Consider the following 18,518-nt stretch of genomic DNA (forward strand, 5'->3'; position numbering starts at 1 on the left):
GTCACCCCCCGAAGATCGACCAGCCCATGCGGCGGGTGAGGATCTCCAGGGCGATGCGGCCGAGATGGGAATTGCCGTTGGCGTCGAGGCCCGGCGCCCATACCGCGATGGAGGCCTTGCCAGGCGCCACGGCGAGGATGCCGCCGCCCACGCCGCTCTTGCCGGGCAGGCCGACGCGATAGGCGAACTCGCCCGAGCCGTCATAATGGCCGCAGGTCAGCATGATCGCATTGATGCGGCGGGCGCGCTCGGCCTGCACCACCCGGTGGCCGGTGGAGAGGTTGCGGCCTTGCCAGGCGAGGAACCGCCCCGCCATCGCCAGTTGCCGGCAGGACATCGCGATGGCGCAGTGATGGAAATAGACGCCGAGCGTGTAGTCGACCGGATTGTCGAGCACGCCGAAGGATTTCATGTAGTTGGCCAGAGCCGCGTTGCGGAAGCCGGTGCGCTGCTCGGAAGCGGCCACCGCCTCGTCGATGGCGATCGAGGGATCGTCGGCGAGGAAGCGCATGAAATGCAGGATCTCACCCAGGGCCTCGCGCGGCTGGTGGCCGGAGAGGATCAGATCGGTGACGGCGATGGCGCCGGCATTGATGAAGGGATTGCGCGGGATGCCCTTCTCGTTCTCCAGGAGCACGATCGAGTTGAAGGCGCTGCCCGAGGGCTCGCGTCCCACCCGGCGCCACAGCCGGTCGCCGGCCTTGCCGAGGGCGAGGGTCAGGGTGAAGACCTTGGAGATGCTCTGGATCGAGAAGGCCATGTCGCCGTCGCCCCCGATATGGGCATTGCCCTCGGCATCGATGACGGCGATGCCGAAATGCCTGGGGTCGACACGGGCAAGCTCGGGAATGTAGCTCGCCACCTCGCCGCGGTCGCTGCGCTCGGCCATCTCCTGCGCGATTTCGGTGACGATCTCATCAAGCTGGGGCAAGGCGGGTCTCGGGTTTCGATGGCGGTCTTCTCCCTTAGCGCAAATCGGCGGCGGTTTGGGAAGGGGTATTGGGAAGCGAGGCGATGGTTCACCCCTCATCCGGCTGCCGCGATGCCCTTTCCTTGACTCCCCGGCCCATATCCCCTACATCCCGCCTCGTTCTTACAGAGTAAGACGCCCTTCCGCCGACCATCCCTGGAGGATGGAGGCCAACGCCCGTCAGCGCGATGCGCCCACGGGCGTGTTTTGCGTTGTGCGCCTTGCCTTGCAGGACGATGGCTCCGATATCTCAATCGAAGCCAAACAGGAAAAGACGAATGTTCGATGGTCTCTCCGCACGTCTGTCCGATGTGCTCGACAAGCTCACCCGGCGTGGCGCCCTCACCGAGGCGGATGTCGGCGAAGCCATGCGCGAGATCCGCCGTGCGCTGATCGAGGCGGACGTCGCGCTCGACGTCGTGCGCTCCTTTACCGACAAGGTCCGCACCCGCGCCGTCGGCGCCGAGGTGCTGAAGTCGGTGACCCCCGGCCAGATGGTCGTCAAGATCGTCAACGACGTGCTGATCGAGACCCTCGGCGGCGAGGGCCAGGCCATCGACCTGCAGGCGGTGCCGCCGGTGCCGATCCTGATGGTCGGCCTGCAGGGCTCCGGCAAGACCACCACGACCGCCAAGATCGCCAAGCGCCTGACCGACAGATTCGGCAAGAAGGTGCTGCTGGCCTCGCTCGATACCCGCCGTCCCGCCGCCATGGAACAGCTTGCCGTACTCGGCAAGCAGGTGGACGTCTCCGTGCTGCCGATCGTCGCGGGCCAGTCCGCCGTGCAGATCGCCAAGCGCGCTATGGATGCCGCCCGCTTCGGCGGCTACGACGTCGTCATGCTCGACACCGCCGGCCGCACCACCGTCGACGAGGCGCTGATGGCCGAGGCCGCCGAGGTCAAGGCCGTCACCGAGCCGCATGAAGTGCTGCTGGTGGCCGACGCCCTCACCGGCCAGGACGCCGTCAACACCGCCCGCGCCTTCGACGGGCGCCTCGGCATCACCGGCATCGTGCTCACCCGCCTCGACGGCGATGGCCGCGGTGGCGCCGCTTTGTCGATGCGCGCCGTCACCGGCAAGCCGATCAAGCTGGTCGGCACCGGCGAGAAGGTCGACGCGCTCGAGGATTTCCATCCTGCCCGCATCGCCAACCGCATCCTCGGCATGGGCGACATCGTCTCCCTGGTCGAGAAGGCCGCCGAGACGATCGACGCCGAGAAGGCCGCCAAGATCGCCGCCAAGATGCAGAAGGGCGCCTTCGATCTCGACGATCTGCGCGAGCAGCTGGTCCAGATGGAGAAGATCGGCGGCATGTCCGGCATGCTCGGCCTGTTGCCCGGCATGGGCAAGATCAAGGACCAGCTCGCCAACGCCAATCTCGACGAGAAGCTGTTCAAGCGCCAGCGCGCCATCATCGAATCGATGACCCCCGAGGAGCGCCGCAAGCCCGATATCCTGAAGGCCTCCCGCAAGCGCCGCATCGCCGCCGGTTCCGGCACCACGCCCGAGCAGATCAACCGCCTGCTGAAGATGCATATGCAGATGGCGGACATGATGAAGAAGATGGGCGGCGCCAAGAAGGGCGCGCTCGGCAAGATGGCCTCGATGTTCGGCCTGGGCGGCGGCATGCCGCAATTGCCGCCCGGTGCCCTCGACGCCCTCGCCAAGGGCCAGATGCCTGCGGGCATGCCCTCCGAAATGCCCAAGCTGCCGCCGCAGATGCCGAATTTCGGCCCGGGTGGCCCCAAGCTGCCGAATCTTCCAGGATCTGGCTTTCCCGGCCTCGGCGGACCGAAATTGCCGGGCGGCCTGCCGCCGGGCTTCCCCTTCGGCGGCAAGAAGAAATAGCCGCCCGAAACCCTTTCACCTCACTGACGAACACACTGACAAACGGAGTTACCCATGTCCCTCAAGATCCGTCTCGCCCGCCGCGGCGCCAAGAAGCGTCCGTTCTACGCGGTCGTCGTTGCCGATTCGCGCTCCCCGCGCGATGGCCGCTTCATCGAGAAGCTCGGCACCTATGACCCGATGATCGCCAAGGATTCGGGCAAGTCGCGCTGGACCGTCGACCTGGAAGCCGCCAAGACCTGGATCGCCAAGGGCGCCCAGCCGACCGACCGCGTGCTGCGTCACTTCGCCGAGGCCGGCCTGCTGGCTCGCGAAGCCCGCAACAACCCGGTCAAGGCCGTTCCCGGCAAGAAGGCGCAGGACCGCGCCGCCGAGAAGGCCAAGAAGGCAGAGGCTGCGGCCAGCGAAGCCGCCGAGTAAGGTTATCCTGCTCCCCTCTCCCAAGTTGGGAGAGGGGTCGGGGGTGAGGCTTAAGCCCCACCAGGAACTGCCTAAACCCCCAAGAACGGCTTGCGCGTCATTGCGAGCGCAGCGAAGCAATCCAGCTTGTCAGAAGCTCGGAACTCGATTGCTTCGCCGCGCTGGCAATGGCGCGTTTCAATGAACCGAGGCTGATCCCTCACCCCTACCCCTCTCCCCACCGGGGAGAGGGGTTCCCGCGCTCTTCGCCAAAGGCTTCCCATGCCCCCAGCCCCGCAAAACCTCGTTGTCCTCGGCGTTTTCGGCGCAGCCCATGGGCTCAAGGGCGAGATTCGGCTGAAATCCTATACCGAGGAGCCGCTGGCCATCGCCAATTATGGCCCCCTCCTCACCAAGTCCGGCCGCCAGGTCAAGCTTACCTCGGTGCGCCAGGCCAAGGACGTGCTGATCGCACGGGTCGAGGGCGTCGGCGATCGCACGGGCGCCGAACAACTCGTCAATCTCCAGCTTTTCGTCGAACGCACCGTGCTGGGTGCGCCCGAGGACGAAGACGAATTCTTTCATGCCGATCTCATCGGCCTGGTGGCGCGCGATGAGGCCGGCGAGAAGATCGGTACGGTCACCGGTCTGTTCGACTTTGGCGCCGGCGACATCATCGAAGTGACGCCTGACGGCGCCAAGCCCCTGTTGCTGCCCTTCAGCAAGGCCGTCGTTCCCGTGGTCGACATCAAGGCCGGACATATCGTCGTCATCCTGCCGGAAGAGGGTGGGGCGACGAGCGAAGACGAGGAGACAGGCGACGATGAGCGCTGACCATATTTCAACCGGCGGCCTGGATGCCGATTTCAAGAGTCTGGCCGCCACGCCGGTCGCCGGCCTGATCTTCGACATGGACGGCACGCTGGTCGACAACATGCATGTCCATAACGACGCCTGGGAAACCTGGCATCAGCGCCATAGGCTGCCTTTCGACCGCGAGCGCTTCTTCCGTGACACCGCCGGCCGCGCCAATCGCGAGGTGGTCGGCATGGTCAAGCCCGACGCGAGCGAGTACGAGCTCGATACGCTGGGCCTGGAGAAGGAAGCGATCTATCGCGAGATCTATCGCAGCCAGATGGCGCCGATGCCGGGCCTGATCGCGCTGATATCGGCCTGCGAGGCCCGCGGGCAGAAGATGTCCGTCGCCACGGCCGCCACGCCGGAGAATGCCGCCTTGGTGCTCGACGGCCTCGATCTGCGCCGCCATTTCGTCACCGTGGTCTCGCCCTCCATGGGTTATCGCGGCAAGCCGCATCCCGATCTCTTCCTCGCTGCCGCCGAGGCAATGGGCCTGGCGCCCAGCCAATGCGTGGTGTTCGAGGACGCGCCGCTGGGCATCGAGGCCGCCCGCAATGCCGGCATGCGCGCCGTGGGCGTGAAGACCATGCTCGACGATGCAGCCCTCGACGGCCCGAACACCGTGTTCTCGATCAAGGACTTCACGGATGAGAGGCTGAAGGGCCTCCTGGCCTTCTGAGCATTCTTCCCATGTGGCGCGCCTCCATCCTTACCCTCTATCCCGAGATGTTCCCGGGGCCGCTCGGTGTCTCCCTGTCGGGCGAAGCCCTGGCGAACGGCACCTGGGCGCTGGAGACACGCAACATCCGCGATTTCGGCCAGGGGCGCCACCGTTCCGTCGATGACACGCCGGCCGGCGGCGGCCCGGGCATGGTGATTCGTGCCGACGTACTGGCGCAGGCCATCGATGCCCTCGGCGATGACGGCCGCCCGCGCCTGTTGATGTCGCCGCGCGGCCTGCCCCTGCAGCAGGCACATGCGCGCGCGCTCGCGGCCGGAGACGGCGCCGTGATCGTGTGCGGGCGCTTCGAGGGCGTCGACCAGCGGGTGATCGAGGCGCGGGGCCTCACTGAGGTTTCGATCGGCGACTATGTGCTCTCGGGCGGCGAGCTCGGCGCCATGGTGCTGATCGATGCCTGCGTCAGGCTGCTGCCGGGCGTGATGGGCGGCTCCACCTCCGGTGACGAGGAGAGCTTCGAGAACGGCCTGCTCGAATATCCGCATTATACGCGGCCTCTTGCTTTCGAGGGCCGTGAGATTCCCGAGATCCTGCGCTCGGGCCACCACAAGAACATCGCGACCTGGCGCCGGAGCGAGGCGGAGGCGCTGACGAAGGAGCGCAGGCCGGACCTGTGGGAAGCCTATGTGGCACGCCAACCGCCGCCGAAGAAGAAGAGAAGGTAGGTACCTGGTCATCCCGCGCGCGCCGCGGCACGAAGTGACGCTGCACAGACGCGGGACCGCCAGAGGAGACAAGCGCCCCGCATGACAGCGGTCCCGGATCTGCATCACCGAATTCGGTGGACTCGCCTTCCGTAATGGCGTATTGGCACGCCTCCACTTCAAGTAAGAGCAAGATGCGTCCTTCGGGTACGCGCGGAGATCGAACATGAACCTGATTCAGACTATCGAGCAGGAAGAAATTGCCCGCCTTTCGGCCGGCAAGGACATTCCCGAATTTCAGCCCGGCGACACGGTCATCGTGAACGTCAAGGTGAAGGAAGGCGAGCGCACCCGCGTTCAGGCCTATGAAGGCGTCTGCATCGCCCGCGACGGCGGCGGCCTGCAGGAGAGCTTCACCGTCCGTAAGATTTCCTACGGCGAAGGTGTCGAGCGCGTGTTCCCGCTCTACTCGCCGATGATCGATTCCATCAAGCTGGTCCGCCGCGGCAAAGTCCGTCGCGCCAAGCTCTATTACCTGCGCGATCGCCGCGGCAAGTCTGCCCGCATCGCCGAGCGCGTCGACTACAAGAAGTAAGTCCGACGCTTCTGACGGATTTCGACGCCGGCCCGGCAACGGGCCGGCGTTTTGCGTTTCCCTGGGACCGCCGGCTTCCAGCCGGCTCCGGGAATCAAGAAGAGGCGGCTGGAAGCCGGCGGTCCCAGGAAATTACGTATTCTTGGCCCACCACAGATCGGGGATGCCCCGGTCGTAGATCACGCCCGGGGCGCCATGTTCGAACTCGTCCCAATAGGCCAGCCAGTGGTTCGGGCGGTTGTACATCGGCACCCAGTAATAGCCCGAGCGCAGCACGCGGTCGAAGGCGCGGCACGCCGTAACGAGCGCGACCCGGCTGTCGGCGGCGGCGATGGCGTCGATCAGGGCATCGAGCACTGGATCGGCGATGCCGGAGATATTGCTCGAGCCAGGCACGACGGCCGTCCGGCTGGAGAAGGGCCCGCGCATGTCTTCGCCGGGTGTCAGGCCGTAAGTGGCACGACGCGAGATGACGTCATAGTCGAACGCGTCTGTGCGGCGCTGATATTGCGAGGAATCGACGGCGCGGAAACTCGCCGCGATGCCGAGCCGGTCCAGATTCTGGATGAAGGGGGCCGTGATCTTGTAGAGGAAGTCGCTCTCCTCCAGGAATTCGATGGTGAAGGCCTCACCCTTGGCATTCTTGAGGACGCGGTTGTCGAGGCTCCAGCCAGCCTCCTTGAGGAGCCCCAGCGCCGTGCGCAGATTGGCGCGGTCGAAGCCGCTCCCGTCTGAGACCGGCGGCAGCAGGGCTTCACCGAAGACGGCGTCGGGCACCTTGCCGCGATAAGGCTCCAGCAAGGCGAGTTCATCCGGCCCGGGCTTGCCCTCGGCCTTCAGCGGCGAATTCTCGAAGATCGAGGTCGTGCGCTGATAGGACGAGTACATCACATTCCGGTTCACCCATTCGAAATCGAAGACGAAACCGAGGGCCTGGCGGACACGGGGATCGGAAAACTTGGCGCGGCGCGTGTTGAAATACCAGCCCTGGGCGCCCGAGGGCGTATGGTCGGGCACGGTCTCGCGCTTGATGCGGCCATCGCGCACGGGCGGAATGTCATAGCCCTTGGCCCAGTTCTCGGAGCTCGACTCCTCGCGGAAGCGATAATTGCCGGCGCCGAAGGCGATGAAGGCCACCGAGGGATCGCGGTAATACTGCCAGGTCAGCCGGTCGAAATTGTTGGTGCCGATCTGGGTGGGCAGGCTCTCTCCCCACCAGCCCTCCACGCGCTCATAGCTGATCGACTGCCCGACATCGACCTTGCCCACCTTATAGGGCCCGCTGCCGAGCGGGGCTTCCAACGTGGACTTGGTGAAATCGCGGCTCGACCACCAGGCCTTCGAGAAGATCGGCAGGCCGGCGACGATCAGGGGCAGCGAGCGCCCGCGCCCGGGCAGCAGCGTGACGCGCACGATGTCGGGGGCTTCCGCCACCGCCTCCTTGAAGAAGCGTAGCGGTTCGGTGATGAAGGGATGCCCCTTCTCCTTCAATGTGTTGAACGACCAGGCGCAGTCCTCCGCCGTCAGCGCCGAACCATCGTGGAAGTCGAGGCCGGGGCGCAGGCGGAAGCGATAGGTCTGCCTGTCGGCCGAGACGGCCACCGATTGGGCGGCATAGCCATACACCGCATCCGGCTCGTCCACGGCCCGCGCCATCAGCGTAGCGAAAGTGGCATCCATCCCCACCGCGCCCGTGCCCTTGAGGACGTAGATGTGCAGGCTGTCGAAGGAGTTGAAGGACTGGTTGTAGCCGGTCTGATAGACCAGCTGCGAGAAGGCGCCGCCCTTGGGCGCGTCGGCACGCACATAATCGAATTTCTTGAAGTCGGGCCCATATTTCAGGTCGCCGAAGGTCGACAGCCCATGGCTCTCGACCTCCTGCCCCGAGGCGCCCGCCGGCAGCAGCGCACAGGCCGCGCCAAGGAAACCGGTCTTCAGGAGCGTGCGGCGGTCGAGGTCGGCCATGGGCAGTATCCTTGCAGCCTATTAGCGCAGACAAAGGGTTGGTCGTTGCAAACGCCGTCATCGCGAGCGTAGCGACGCGATCCAGAATCGTCACGCTTCCTCATACCCACTGGATCATGTCGCTACGCTCGCGATGACAGGACCATTTATTTGGCCGCCCCGGTCTTGGCGGCAAGGGCCGGGTCATACCACCAGACAGTGGGAAAGCCGCCGGTCGGGCTCTGCGTGGGCAGCACGGCCGGCTGGCCGAAGCGGTTCCAGCGCAAAGTGTGCCAGACATCGTTGTACCACATCGGCACCACATAGTTTCCGGCGAGCAGCACCCGGTCCAGCGCCTTGGTGGCGGCGACCAGTTCGGCCCGGTCCTTGGCGTAGACGATGCGTTCGGCCAGCGCATCCACGGCGGGATCCTTGATGCCGATGATGTTGCGCGAGGTCGGCTTGTCGGCGGCGGCAGAGCCCCAATAATCGCGTTGCTCATTGCCGGGCGACTGGGTCTGGCCTACGCCGAACAGGATTATGTCGAAATCGCGATTGTTCTCGCGCTGGTTGAACTGCGTGTCGTCGACCACCCGCACCGAGGCCTCGATGCCGATGCGCTTGAGATTCTCGACATAGGGCAAGGCGATCTTGGTGAACGTATCGCTGGAGAGCAGGATCTCTACCTTCATCACCTCGCCGTTCCTGGTGTTGGTGAGCTTGCGATCCTTGAACTCCCAGCCGGCCTCCTTCAGCAGGCCGATGGCTGCGCGGATATTGGCGCGCTGGGCTTCGTCGCTGCCATTGACGGGATTGGCATAGGGCGTGGTGAACACTTGCGGCGGCAGCTTGTCCTTGAGCGTTTCGAGGACGTCGCGCTCCTGGCCCTGCGGCAGCCCCGTGGAGGCGAGTTCGTCGAGACCGGCGAAATAGGAGCCGATGCGCTTATACTGGTTGAAGAAGATCGTACGGTTCAACGTCTCGAAATCGAAGACCAGGTTGAAGGCCTTGCGCACCCTGACATCCCCGAACTTCGCCCGCCTGAGATTGAAGGCGAAGGCCTGCATACGGCCGATGGTGTTGGACGGAAAGTCCTGCTTGACGATGCGTCCTTCGTTCACCGCCGGGATGTTGTAGAGCGTCATCCAGTTGGCGATGATATTCTCCAGGCGGAAGTCGTAGGAATCGCTCTTGAACAGTTCCGGAAGCTGCTGGGCATTGGTGTAGTAGTCGTAGCGGATCTCGTCGAAATTATAATGGCCCTTGGCGGTGGGCAGGTCGGCGCCCCACCAATCCTTGACCCGCTCATAGACGGCCCCGCGCCCGGCCTCGAAGCTCTTGAGACGGTAGGGGCCGGAGCCGAGCGGCGGCTCAAGCGTGGTGTTGGCGACGTTGCGCGGCTTGCCGTCCGGCCCGTTGGCTAGCCACCAATGCTTGGGCATGACATAGAGCTGGCCGAGGATCTGCGGCAGTTCGCGATTGCCCTTGGTGGAGAAGGAGAACGTCACCTGGTCCGGCGCGCTGACCTCGGCCTTGGTGACGTCGTGATAATATTGTGCGGTCTGCAGATTGTTGGCCTTCTGCACCTCGAAGGACCAGACCACATCCTCCGGCGTCAGCTTGGTGCCGTCGTCCCAGCGCGCCTTGGGATTGATGCGGAAGGTCACCGAGGAGATGTCGTCGGGAAAGCGCACGGCATCGGCGATTTCGCCATATTCGGTGGAAGCCTCGTCCTGCGCCGACGTCATCAGGTTCTGATAGACATTGGTGACGCCGGCCTCGATGTTGCCCTTCACCGAGACGCCGTTGATCGCCATCAAGGCAATGTTGAAATTGTCGAAGGTGCCGCTGATCGCCAGTCGCACCCTGCCGCCCTTGGGCGCATCGGGATTGACATAGTCGAAATGGTCGAAAGGCTCCTTGTGCTTGGGCTCGCCCAGCAGGGACAGGCCGATGCGCCAGGGAGGCGTCGAGTTCGCCGCCGCGCCGGCGGGGGCTTCGGCCGGCTTGGCAGCCTCCTGCGCCAGGACCTGCTGCGGCACGAGCAAGGCCAGGGTCGCGAAGGCAGCGAAGGCGGCTGAGGCGAGAGGGGAACGGACGGGGCGCATGGGATCTCCGTGGGTTTCCCTTGCCATCGGCAGGGAGACAGGGCCTGGGGCGGCCGGGACTTGTGGGCACGGCCTGCAGGCGCCGCTGGTGGGCAGCGGCGGCAAACCATCGAGGATAGGAGCCAATGCGGCGGAAATGCAGCTGATTCGGCAAGGTGACATCGTGTTCACCTTGCAGAGCATTCGGTATTTGGTCCACACGCGCCCGATCGCAAGGATGCACCGAACTCAGGGACGGGAGCCGGCAACGCTCGCGGCTGAACACGCCTTGCCACCACAACAATCTGCCAGGAAAGCGCGTGCCAACACGCTCGGCCGGGCTTATTCTGGCGACTGCATCTCGCATCGCATGGCCGTGTCCCTCGTCACGGGCATGCGATGCAGCGGGATTGCAAGAGGCGCGATCCGGAGGCACCGCCATGCTGGGAGCAAAGCTCGCCGTCGCCACCCTGCCCGTGCGCGATCTCGCCACGGCCCGGCGCTTCTATGAGGACCTTGTGGGGCTGGAAATCGCCTTCGAGCATGAGGGCAGCGCCATCGCCTACAAGGCCGGCCCCTCGATCGTGCTCGTCTACGCCTCCGCCAATGCCGGCACCAACCACGCCACCGCCGTGACCTGGGTGGTGGGCGACGACATGGCCCGGCTGGTCGAAGCGCTGAAGGCCAGGGGCGTCGCCTTCGAGCATTACGAGATCCCCGGCACCACGCTGGACGGCGACATCCACCGCACCGGCGAGCTCGAACTCGCCTGGTTCCGCGATCCCGACGGCAACATCCACGGCCTGGCGAGCGGGTGACTCCCGGGTACACGGGCGTCCCGCCCGTTCTTTCTTCTCAACATGCTCGGCGCTTCCAAGAACGGGCGAGACGCCCGTGCACCCGGAAAAAGCCCGCAATCGCGGATTGACGCCGCCCCATCCCTCGCTATAGTGCCGCCCGCGTTGCCCCTATGGCGGAACTGGTAGACGCGTCCGACTCAAAAAGAGGTTTGTCTACCAATCCACAGGAAATCACGACGAGTTGAATGTGTCGAATTTTCAGGGGCTTGGGTGGGAAGAAAAAGTGAAGTGAGCCATTCGGTTTTTGCTCTAGGTGCAGTATAGGTGCAGAGAGCGTCGGCTAGAATCGGCGGCGAATATGCGGGTGTGGTGGAATTGGTAGACGCGCCGGATTCAAAATCCGGTTCCGAGAGGAGTGTCGGTTCGAGCCCGACCACCCGCACCATCACTTTAGGCGACCTGTCGGACTGACGTGGCGAGCCGGCAATTCGGATCATGGGCGATCATTCGTCGGGGTGCACGCTGACGATTGCCTCGCTTCGGATCTCTGATCACAGCCTGAGAACAACTCGTATGGACAATGCTACAAGCGTCAAAGCCAGGACGCTTGCGAGCCATATACCACCGAACCAAGCAAGCCGTTTCCAGAGCTTGGGCGCCGTCTTTTCAGTGATATCCAGTTTCATCGACCTTGCCTCGGAACACCCAATAGGCCCATGCGGTGTAGGCGATGATGATCGGGACGAGTACGCCCGCACCGACGAGCATGAAGACCTGGCTGCGTTCCGGTGCGGCGGCATCCCAGATCGACACCCGCCCAGGAATAACGTCGGGCCATATCGAAATAGCCAGTCCTGCCATTGACAGTGCGAACAGGACAAGGGTCATCGCGAATGGAAGCCAATCCCGGCTGCGATCGATCGATCGCCAGAGGATGAGCGCGGCGATGGCGACGAGCAGAGGCATTTGAGCTGCGGCGAGCACGCCCGGCCATCCAAACCAGCGCTGATAGTAGCGCGCTTCAAGAAGCGGAGTCGCTGCACTGACGGCGACGAGCGCTGCGACAAGCGCGATGGTGAGTATACGTGCGTGCCTCCGGGCATGCGCCTGTATAGGGCCGTCTGTCTTCCAAATCAGCCAGCCCGCCCCAAGGAGCGCGTATCCCACCACGAGACTTGCGCCAGTGAGAAGCGTGAATGGGGTGAGCCAGTCCCACCAGCCGCCCGCATAGGCTCTTCCTTCGACATGAATTCCCTGAAGAAGCGCCCCTAGCGTGATCCCTTGAGCGAAGGTGGCGATAATGGAGCCGGCGCTGAAAGCCATGTCCCAGAACTGGCGATGGCCTGGGTCGCGCCATCGGAATTCGAATGCGACACCGCGAAAGACAAGGCCGAGCAGCATCGCGATGAGTGGCGCGTAAAGGGCCGGGAGCACGATCGCATAGGCGAGCGGGAATGCGGCCATAAGGCCGCCGCCGCCAAGTACCAGCCACGTTTCGTTGCCGTCCCAGACCGGCGCGATGCTGTTCATTGCGCGATCGCGCTCGCCGCCGACACGGAACGAGGGAAAAAGGATCCCGATGCCGAGATCGAAGCCGTCCATGACGACATAGGCTGCCACGGCAAAGGCGATGATGCCTGCCCAGATGATGGTGAGATCGATCATCACGAGCCTCCTCCTTCAACGGCCGGCGCGGGCGTGATGCCCGCCGCGCGAACCGGTTTCCCTTCGGACGGGTCGGCGCTCTCGTGTGATTGCGGCGGCTTGGCCATCAGCTTGAGGATGTACAGAGTGCCGGCCCCAAAGACGGCGAAGTAGACGATGATGAAGGCGATCAGAGACGCGGCCACGGCCGGCGCATCGAGAGGAGCCGCCGATTCAGCCGTTCTCAGGAGGCCGTAGACAGTGAAGGGCTGACGGCCGACTTCAGTCGTGATCCATCCGGCTATCACCGCGATGAAGCCGCTCGGGCCCATCACGATCGCGGCCCTGTGAAGAAGGCGCCAGTCGTAGAGGCGTTTGCGATACCGTGCTGCAAGGCTCCAAAGGCCGAGGCCAAGCATCGCAAACCCGAGGCCAACCATGACCCTGAATGACCAGAAGACGACACCGACGGGAGGATGGCGATCGTCGGGTATCGTATCGAGGCCGGCCAGTGGGGCATTGAGATCATGCTTCAGGATGAGCGACGAGGCCTTGGGAATCTGGATCGCATAGTCGACGCGCTTTTCGGCGCTGTTGGGAATGCCGAACAAGATGAGCGGCGCACCGTCGGGATGGCTGTCATAGTGTCCTTCCATCGCCATCACCTTGGCGGGCTGATGCTCGAGCGTATTGAGACCATGCATGTCACCGGCGATGATCTGTATCGGCGCCACGAGCGCCGCCATCCACATCGCCATGGAGAACATTTTTCGCGCGCCTGGATTGGTGCGATCTTTCAGAAGATGCCACGCACCGACCGCGCCGACCACGAAGGCCGTCGTCAGATAAGCGGCGATAACCGTATGAACGAGGCGGTAAGGGAAGCTCGGGTTAAAGATGATAGCCCACCAACTTGGCCCAGGGAGAAACTGGCCGTTCGCGCCGATCTCGAATCCTGTTGGCGTCTGCATCCAGCTATTGACCGACAGAATCCAGAACGCGGAGATGAATGTTCCGACCGCGACCATGCAGGTCGCCACGAAATGCAACCTCGGCCCGACCTTGTTGATGCCGAAGAGCATGACGCCGAGGAAGCCGGCTTCCAGAAAAAAGGCCGTTAGGACCTCGTAGGCCATCAGGGGGCCGATCACCGGGCCGGCCTTGTCCGAGAACACGGACCAGTTCGTCCCGAACTGGTAGGACATCACAATGCCGGATACGACCCCCATGCCGAAGGCAAGCGCGAAGATCTTGAGCCAGTACCGATAAAGATTGGCGTAAACGCCGTTTCCGGTTTTCAGCCAAAGCGCCTCCAACACCATCAGGTAGCTGGCAAGGCCAATGGAAAAGGCCGGGAAGATGAAATGAAAGCTGACGGTGAAGCCGAATTGAATTCTCGCCAGCAGCAGGGCATCAAACATAGCGCTTCTCTTTCAATCGCGTGACCGAGGCGAGCAGCGGGACCTGCGACATCTCATTGGAAGGAAACTTTTCCTTCGTGTGAGTCCCGAACCTAACCGGAAGGTGAAGGTTCCTGGAGCTATCGTCGGCATCGAAGCCTCGCGAGGCCGCCGATCAGCGATTTGACCGCTGACATTTATGTGTTTGTCGAACTATGTAATTGTGTAATCATATTGCGTCAACCGGCCCGGCATGCGACAAACGCGTTGATGACGTTTACGAGACCAAGACTTCAATGAACGACGTATCGATTCGTATACCTGCTACCGCCTTGCGGATGGGCGACACCGCCCCGGATTTCGAAGCACGCTCCACCCATGGCCCGGTTCGGCTTTCCGACTTCAAAGGCCGCTGGCTTGTGTTTTTTTCCCACCCGGCCGATTTCACGCCCGTCTGTACAACGGAATTCGTTGCGCTCGCCAAGGCGCACGACCGGTTTGCCGCGCTCGACTGTGCACTCCTCGGGCTATCCGTGGACAGCCTTTATGCGCACCTCGCCTGGACGCGCGCGATCCGCGAACTCTTCTCCGTGGGAATCCCGTTTCCGGTGATCGAGGACCCGACGATGCTCGTCGGCCGAGCCTACGGGATGATTGACGAGGCGGCCGAGAGCAGCGCGGGCGTGCGGGCAACCTATTTCATCGACCCGGAAGGCGTGATCCGCGCGATCACGCATTACCCCCTGACGATTGGCCGCTCTGTCGATGAGATGGTGCGGATGGTCGAGGCACTGCAAGCCACCTATTCGGGAGAGAAGCTGGCTCCCGCCGACTGGCAGCCTGGCCAGCCGCTGCTTCAGCCCGCCGATGAAAAGGCCCAGCATGAGGCCGACTGGTTCTGCCGGAGGGACGGATGAAGACGCTTTGGCAGTCGCGCGCGCAGGCCGATATTGCCGCGGACAAACTGCGCAAGTTCGCGCAGCCGCAACGTTTGATGATCCTCTCCCTTCTCCTCGAAGGGGAAAAGTCGGTTACCGAGATCGACATCTCGACCGGCATCGGCCAGCCCGCACTCAGCCAGCAGCTCGCTGAGCTTCGCAAAGCAGAGCTCGTGACGACGCGCCGCCAAGCGAAACAGGTATACTACAGCCTCGCAGATGAGACCGTCGTCCTGTGCGTACGCAGCATCGAAGCGGTGTTCGGCGCCGGGGATCCTGAACGGGCACTCCTGAGCATGGTGAGGCCGGAAGTCCGGCCGGAGCGTAGGGATATCGTGCGAGGTGCGGCAAATTTCGCCCGGATTAGGTGATCAGGACCCGCGAGTTCACACCGCCCTGAAGGCCTACAACCGGACCGCGAGTAAGACATAAGGTTGCTGCAAGAAGTGGTATGAGTTCGGCGAAGACGCCGCGCCTTGACCTGCGACAGGCTATTTCGGGACGGGCTCCAGCCTGTTGCTTTTCTTGTCCAGGAACGATCGGAGCCCTTCCCCCACTTCAGGACCGCTCTGCACGATCCCCGCCATGAGGCTTTCGGTGAAAAGCCCGTCGGTCGTCGACATGTCATTGATCCTGCCAATCGCCGTGACCATCGCATAGTTCGAGAGAGGCGCGTGCTTGGCCGCAGCCGCCGCGATCTCCAACGCGCGTTCCAGACCTTTGCCCTCCGCAGCGATCTCGTGACAGAGTCCCAGGTCCAGGCCACGCTGCGCATCATAGGTGCGCGCGGCGAGCATCATGTCGACCATTCTTCCGGGTCCGATGATCCGTCCCACACGCACCGTCGCGCCGCCACCGGTGAAGATCCCGCGCTGGCCTTCGGGAAGCGCGAAGAAGGTCGAGGGCTCTGCTACACGGGTATGGCAGGCCGCGGCGAGCTCCAGCCCGCCACCGACGACCGCACCCTTGATCGCCGCGATCACAGGCAGTCCGCCATATTGGATCTGATCGAAGGCCCAATGCCATTTCTGGCACATGCGCATGAATTGAGCCGGGGTGCGGGCGAGCCGCGCGTGTTCCTCGAGGCAAATCAAACCGATTGAACGGTTGGAGAGCAGATTGAACATTCGGTCAACGATCCTGGCAAACGACCGAAAGGGCTGTAGCTGATGGCGTGCGGCGACCCCGTCGCGCTGCCGCACGCTGGCGGCGGATGCCACTCGGCTTGCATTTCTGGCTATAAGAAGCTGGCATAGGTATCCTTCCGTCGATCGGCTCGATCGACCAAGAACTGGTTTAAAATTAGCGGCGAGCCACGCTCTCGAAGCGGAGCGGCTGACCGAGGGAATCGGCATTCCCAAATTATCAGATCGGTCAAGATTTTCTCCGAGTTTCATTCCGCACGTCGCGAGGCGAGGCAATAGCACTCCTGCAAGAGGCGAGCCGATACGCACACCTACTGGACCAAAAGTGATTGCGACCCTCGGTCGGACGCAGATCAGCGGATCGCGGCTTCGCCGAGGTCGTCGAACTTGTACCTGCCTCTTTCTGACGAGGCTGATGCCGGCAACCCTGCCAGCCGCAGGCTATTCAGCGCGACAGAGCTGGAACTGGCGAGCATGGCTAGTGCCGCCATCGAGGGTGACAACAGTCCGGTCATTGCGAACGGCACGGCAACGAGATTGTAGACAATGGCAAGGCCGAGATTCTGCCGGGTGATGGCGACCGTGCGCCGCGCAAGATCGATCGCTAGGAGGATTTGGCCGATCCCGCCGTGGATAATCACGACGCCCGCGGTCTGGGCGGCAGCACTATGGGCGCCGGACACGGACATCCCGCAATCGGCTGCGGCCAGCGCCGGGGCATCGTTGACCCCGTCGCCGACGAACAGGACGGGTCCGGGCTGGGCTTTGACGAGCTCGGCCTTCTCGATCGGCGTGCAGCCATGACGGACCCTGCCGGGCGGAATGCCGAGTGCCCCTGCAACCCTCAGCGTCGGATCGGCGGCATCCCCGGACGCGATCCATAGGGCGATGCCCGCCTTCTGAAGACGAGCTACGGTGCTGTGCGCTTCGGCAGCCGCCGCATCGGTGAGGCCGATCGTGCCGATGACGATGCCGTCGAGCCGCACGGCAAGCGTTGTGAGGCCATCGTCGCGTTCGGCGCCGTGCACGCTGATGCGGCGACCCTCGGCATCATCGGCCTCCGCTCCGCGCTCGTGGCGGGTTCCACCCCTTCCTTCTTCCCGGCCATGGCCCGCGATGATCGCGTGGGCGAGCGGGTGGTCGATGCCGGTTTCTGCGCGGGCCGCCAGCCGCAGCACCTCGTCTCCGGCCCATCCGGACGCGGGTTCGACGGTGACCACGGAAGGGCGGCCGGCGGTGAGCGTGCCCGTCTTGTCGAAGACGATCGTCGCCGGCCGGGCGAGCGCCTCGAAAGCGACGGGATCGCGCAGGCGCAAGCCGAGCTTCGCCGCAATGCCCGCCGCGCGCGCCTGGGCAAGGGGCACTGCGATCGACAAGGCGCATGGGCAGGCAGCGGCGAGCACTGTCAGGCCTCTGAGAACGGCATCGGCCGCAGCGACGCCGGCAATAGGCGCGGCGGCGAGCGTCGCCAGTGCAAGGCCTGGGATGCCCCAGCTCAGCGCCCCGGCCATCCGGTCGGCGCGCGACGCCGTGGTGCCCCGTTGCGCGAGTTCCAGCGCGATCGCTCCGCCCATGCGGTCGAGGTCGCGATCGCCATATGCGCGATCCACCGTGACGAGGATGCGGCGTTGCAGATTGATGGAACCCGCTTCGACACGCTGCCCGATGCCGACGGGGATGGCGCGGCTTTCGCCGGTCAGGACCGCGCGGTTGATGAGGCTTTCTCCCTGCTGGATGGTTCCGTCAACGCCGATGATCGACCCGGCATCGATCACGACGCAGTCTCCGATCCCGATCTGCGTGCCTGGGACCTTTTCATCGCCGGCCGAGGTGCGCCTGACGACGGTCTCGACCGAAGTCTCTTCGAGTGCCTTGAGAGCATCGATCGCGCTTCGCCGTGTCAGGAGATCGACGAGCCGACCGACGAGCAGGAGCGTGATCAGCATCGTCGCGGTGTCGAAGTACACATGTGACGAGCCAGATGCGAGCGAGAGGACGGAGAGGAGGTAGGCACCGCCAGCGCCGAGCGCGATCAGCAGGTCCATGCCGGGCGCTCGCAGGCGGATCGAGCGCAAGGCCATCCAGAAGATGCCGGCTCCCGCCCAAGCGACGACCGGCAGGGCCAGCACGCCGGAAGCGAGCGCGATCCACCAGCCGACGTCCGGATCGAGAACGGAGACATAGAGCACGACGGCAAGCGCCATGGACCACATGCCCGACATGACGGCGACGGCAAGGCGCAGCGAAAGGCGGCTGATGTCTGCCGACAGGATCGCCGATAGCTCCTCGGGCCGGTGGCGGTCGATCAGCCTGTACCCGGCGTGCGAGACGGCGGCTGCGATGTCGCAGATCGATAGCCTGGCCTCTTCCCAATCGACCAGCATCGATGCGGTCAGGTGATGCACCCCGACGGCGCGGACCCCCTCGAGCCGGCCGATCTTACGTTCCAGCCCGCGCGCGCAGCCACCGCAGGCCATTCCGCTGACACCGAACAGGCGGCGCAAG

General features: G+C 64.1%; 17 protein-coding genes and 1 tRNA gene. 10 read left to right on the top strand and 8 right to left on the bottom strand.

The window, feature by feature from the left end; genetic code table 11:
* Position 1: 1 nt before the first annotated feature.
* Positions 2-931, bottom strand: a complete 930-nt coding sequence (locus tag U1R88_RS17455) for a glutaminase (RefSeq protein WP_322432383.1) — start codon at positions 929-931, stop codon at positions 2-4.
* Positions 932-1,248: 317 nt separating this feature from the next.
* Here U1R88_RS17455 and ffh point away from each other — a divergent pair, with 317 nt between their 5' ends.
* From ffh to rplS, 6 genes are all read left to right on the top strand, one after another.
* Positions 1,249-2,820 (top strand): signal recognition particle protein, encoded by a 1,572-nt coding sequence (ffh, locus tag U1R88_RS17460; protein ID WP_322432384.1) that lies wholly within the window; start codon positions 1,249-1,251, stop codon positions 2,818-2,820.
* Positions 2,821-2,874: 54 nt separating this feature from the next.
* Complete coding sequence (gene rpsP, locus U1R88_RS17465) at positions 2,875-3,240, top strand: 30S ribosomal protein S16 (protein WP_322432385.1); 366 nt, start codon at positions 2,875-2,877, stop codon at positions 3,238-3,240.
* A gap of 261 nt (positions 3,241-3,501) precedes the next feature.
* Positions 3,502-4,053: a ribosome maturation factor RimM gene (gene rimM, locus U1R88_RS17470; RefSeq protein WP_322432386.1), complete on the top strand. Its 552-nt coding sequence runs from the start codon at positions 3,502-3,504 to the stop codon at positions 4,051-4,053.
* Positions 4,043-4,756, top strand: a complete 714-nt coding sequence (locus tag U1R88_RS17475; protein WP_322432387.1) for an HAD family hydrolase — start codon at positions 4,043-4,045, stop codon at positions 4,754-4,756. The genes rimM and U1R88_RS17475 overlap by 11 nt, the downstream gene beginning before the upstream one ends.
* Before the next feature lie 11 nt (positions 4,757-4,767).
* Positions 4,768-5,481, top strand: a complete 714-nt coding sequence (gene trmD / locus U1R88_RS17480; RefSeq protein WP_322432388.1) for a tRNA (guanosine(37)-N1)-methyltransferase TrmD — start codon at positions 4,768-4,770, stop codon at positions 5,479-5,481.
* 205 nt (positions 5,482-5,686) lie between these two features.
* Positions 5,687-6,055: a 50S ribosomal protein L19 gene (gene rplS, locus U1R88_RS17485; protein ID WP_068291206.1), complete on the top strand. Its 369-nt coding sequence runs from the start codon at positions 5,687-5,689 to the stop codon at positions 6,053-6,055.
* Between the two features lie 132 nt (positions 6,056-6,187).
* Here the strand turns inward: rplS and U1R88_RS17490 are convergent, their stop codons facing one another.
* A complete protein-coding gene (locus U1R88_RS17490) occupies positions 6,188-8,020 on the bottom strand; it encodes an extracellular solute-binding protein (protein ID WP_322432389.1) in 1,833 nt (610 codons plus the stop codon).
* Positions 8,021-8,166: 146 nt separating this feature from the next.
* Complete coding sequence (locus tag U1R88_RS17495) at positions 8,167-10,107, bottom strand: extracellular solute-binding protein (RefSeq protein WP_322432390.1); 1,941 nt, start codon at positions 10,105-10,107, stop codon at positions 8,167-8,169.
* Between the two features lie 419 nt (positions 10,108-10,526).
* Between U1R88_RS17495 and U1R88_RS17500 the strand changes: the two genes are divergently transcribed.
* Both U1R88_RS17500 and U1R88_RS17505 read left to right on the top strand, forming a co-directional pair.
* Complete coding sequence (locus U1R88_RS17500; protein ID WP_322432391.1) at positions 10,527-10,904, top strand: VOC family protein; 378 nt, start codon at positions 10,527-10,529, stop codon at positions 10,902-10,904.
* A 342-nt stretch (positions 10,905-11,246) separates the two neighbouring features.
* Positions 11,247-11,331 (top strand) — tRNA-Leu (locus U1R88_RS17505).
* 106 nt (positions 11,332-11,437) lie between these two features.
* Here U1R88_RS17505 and U1R88_RS17510 read toward each other — a convergent pair.
* Genes U1R88_RS17510 through U1R88_RS17520 form a run of 3 tightly spaced genes read right to left on the bottom strand, consistent with a single transcriptional unit; the run spans position 11,438 to position 13,951 of the window.
* On the bottom strand, positions 11,438-11,572 hold the full coding sequence (locus U1R88_RS17510) for a DUF2474 family protein (RefSeq protein ID WP_322432392.1): 135 nt from the start codon (positions 11,570-11,572) through the stop codon (positions 11,438-11,440).
* Positions 11,553-12,551, bottom strand: coding sequence for a cytochrome d ubiquinol oxidase subunit II (gene cydB / locus U1R88_RS17515; RefSeq protein ID WP_322432393.1), 999 nt, complete (start codon positions 12,549-12,551; stop codon positions 11,553-11,555). Before cydB ends, U1R88_RS17510 begins: the two co-directional genes overlap by 20 nt.
* A complete protein-coding gene (locus U1R88_RS17520) occupies positions 12,551-13,951 on the bottom strand; it encodes a cytochrome ubiquinol oxidase subunit I (RefSeq protein WP_322432394.1) in 1,401 nt (466 codons plus the stop codon). Before U1R88_RS17520 ends, cydB begins: the two co-directional genes overlap by 1 nt.
* 275 nt (positions 13,952-14,226) lie before the next feature.
* On the opposite strand from U1R88_RS17520, the gene U1R88_RS17525 reads away from it, so the two are divergent.
* The gene (locus tag U1R88_RS17525; RefSeq protein WP_322432395.1) at positions 14,227-14,847 is read left to right on the top strand and encodes a peroxiredoxin; all 621 of its coding nucleotides are present in this window, start codon (positions 14,227-14,229) and stop codon (positions 14,845-14,847) included.
* Positions 14,844-15,239 (top strand): ArsR/SmtB family transcription factor, encoded by a 396-nt coding sequence (locus U1R88_RS17530; protein WP_322432396.1) that lies wholly within the window; start codon positions 14,844-14,846, stop codon positions 15,237-15,239. Before U1R88_RS17525 ends, U1R88_RS17530 begins: the two co-directional genes overlap by 4 nt.
* 120 nt (positions 15,240-15,359) lie before the next feature.
* Here the strand turns inward: U1R88_RS17530 and U1R88_RS17535 are convergent, their stop codons facing one another.
* Complete coding sequence (locus U1R88_RS17535) at positions 15,360-15,995, bottom strand: crotonase/enoyl-CoA hydratase family protein (RefSeq protein WP_322432397.1); 636 nt, start codon at positions 15,993-15,995, stop codon at positions 15,360-15,362.
* 371 nt (positions 15,996-16,366) lie between these two features.
* A complete protein-coding gene (locus U1R88_RS17540; RefSeq protein ID WP_322432398.1) occupies positions 16,367-18,517 on the bottom strand; it encodes a heavy metal translocating P-type ATPase in 2,151 nt (716 codons plus the stop codon).
* Between the last annotated feature and the right edge of the window lies 1 nt (position 18,518).

The sequence above is a fragment of the Labrys sedimenti genome, from assembly GCF_034424805.1.
GTDB classification, from domain to species: Bacteria; Pseudomonadota; Alphaproteobacteria; order Rhizobiales; family Labraceae; genus Labrys; species Labrys sedimenti.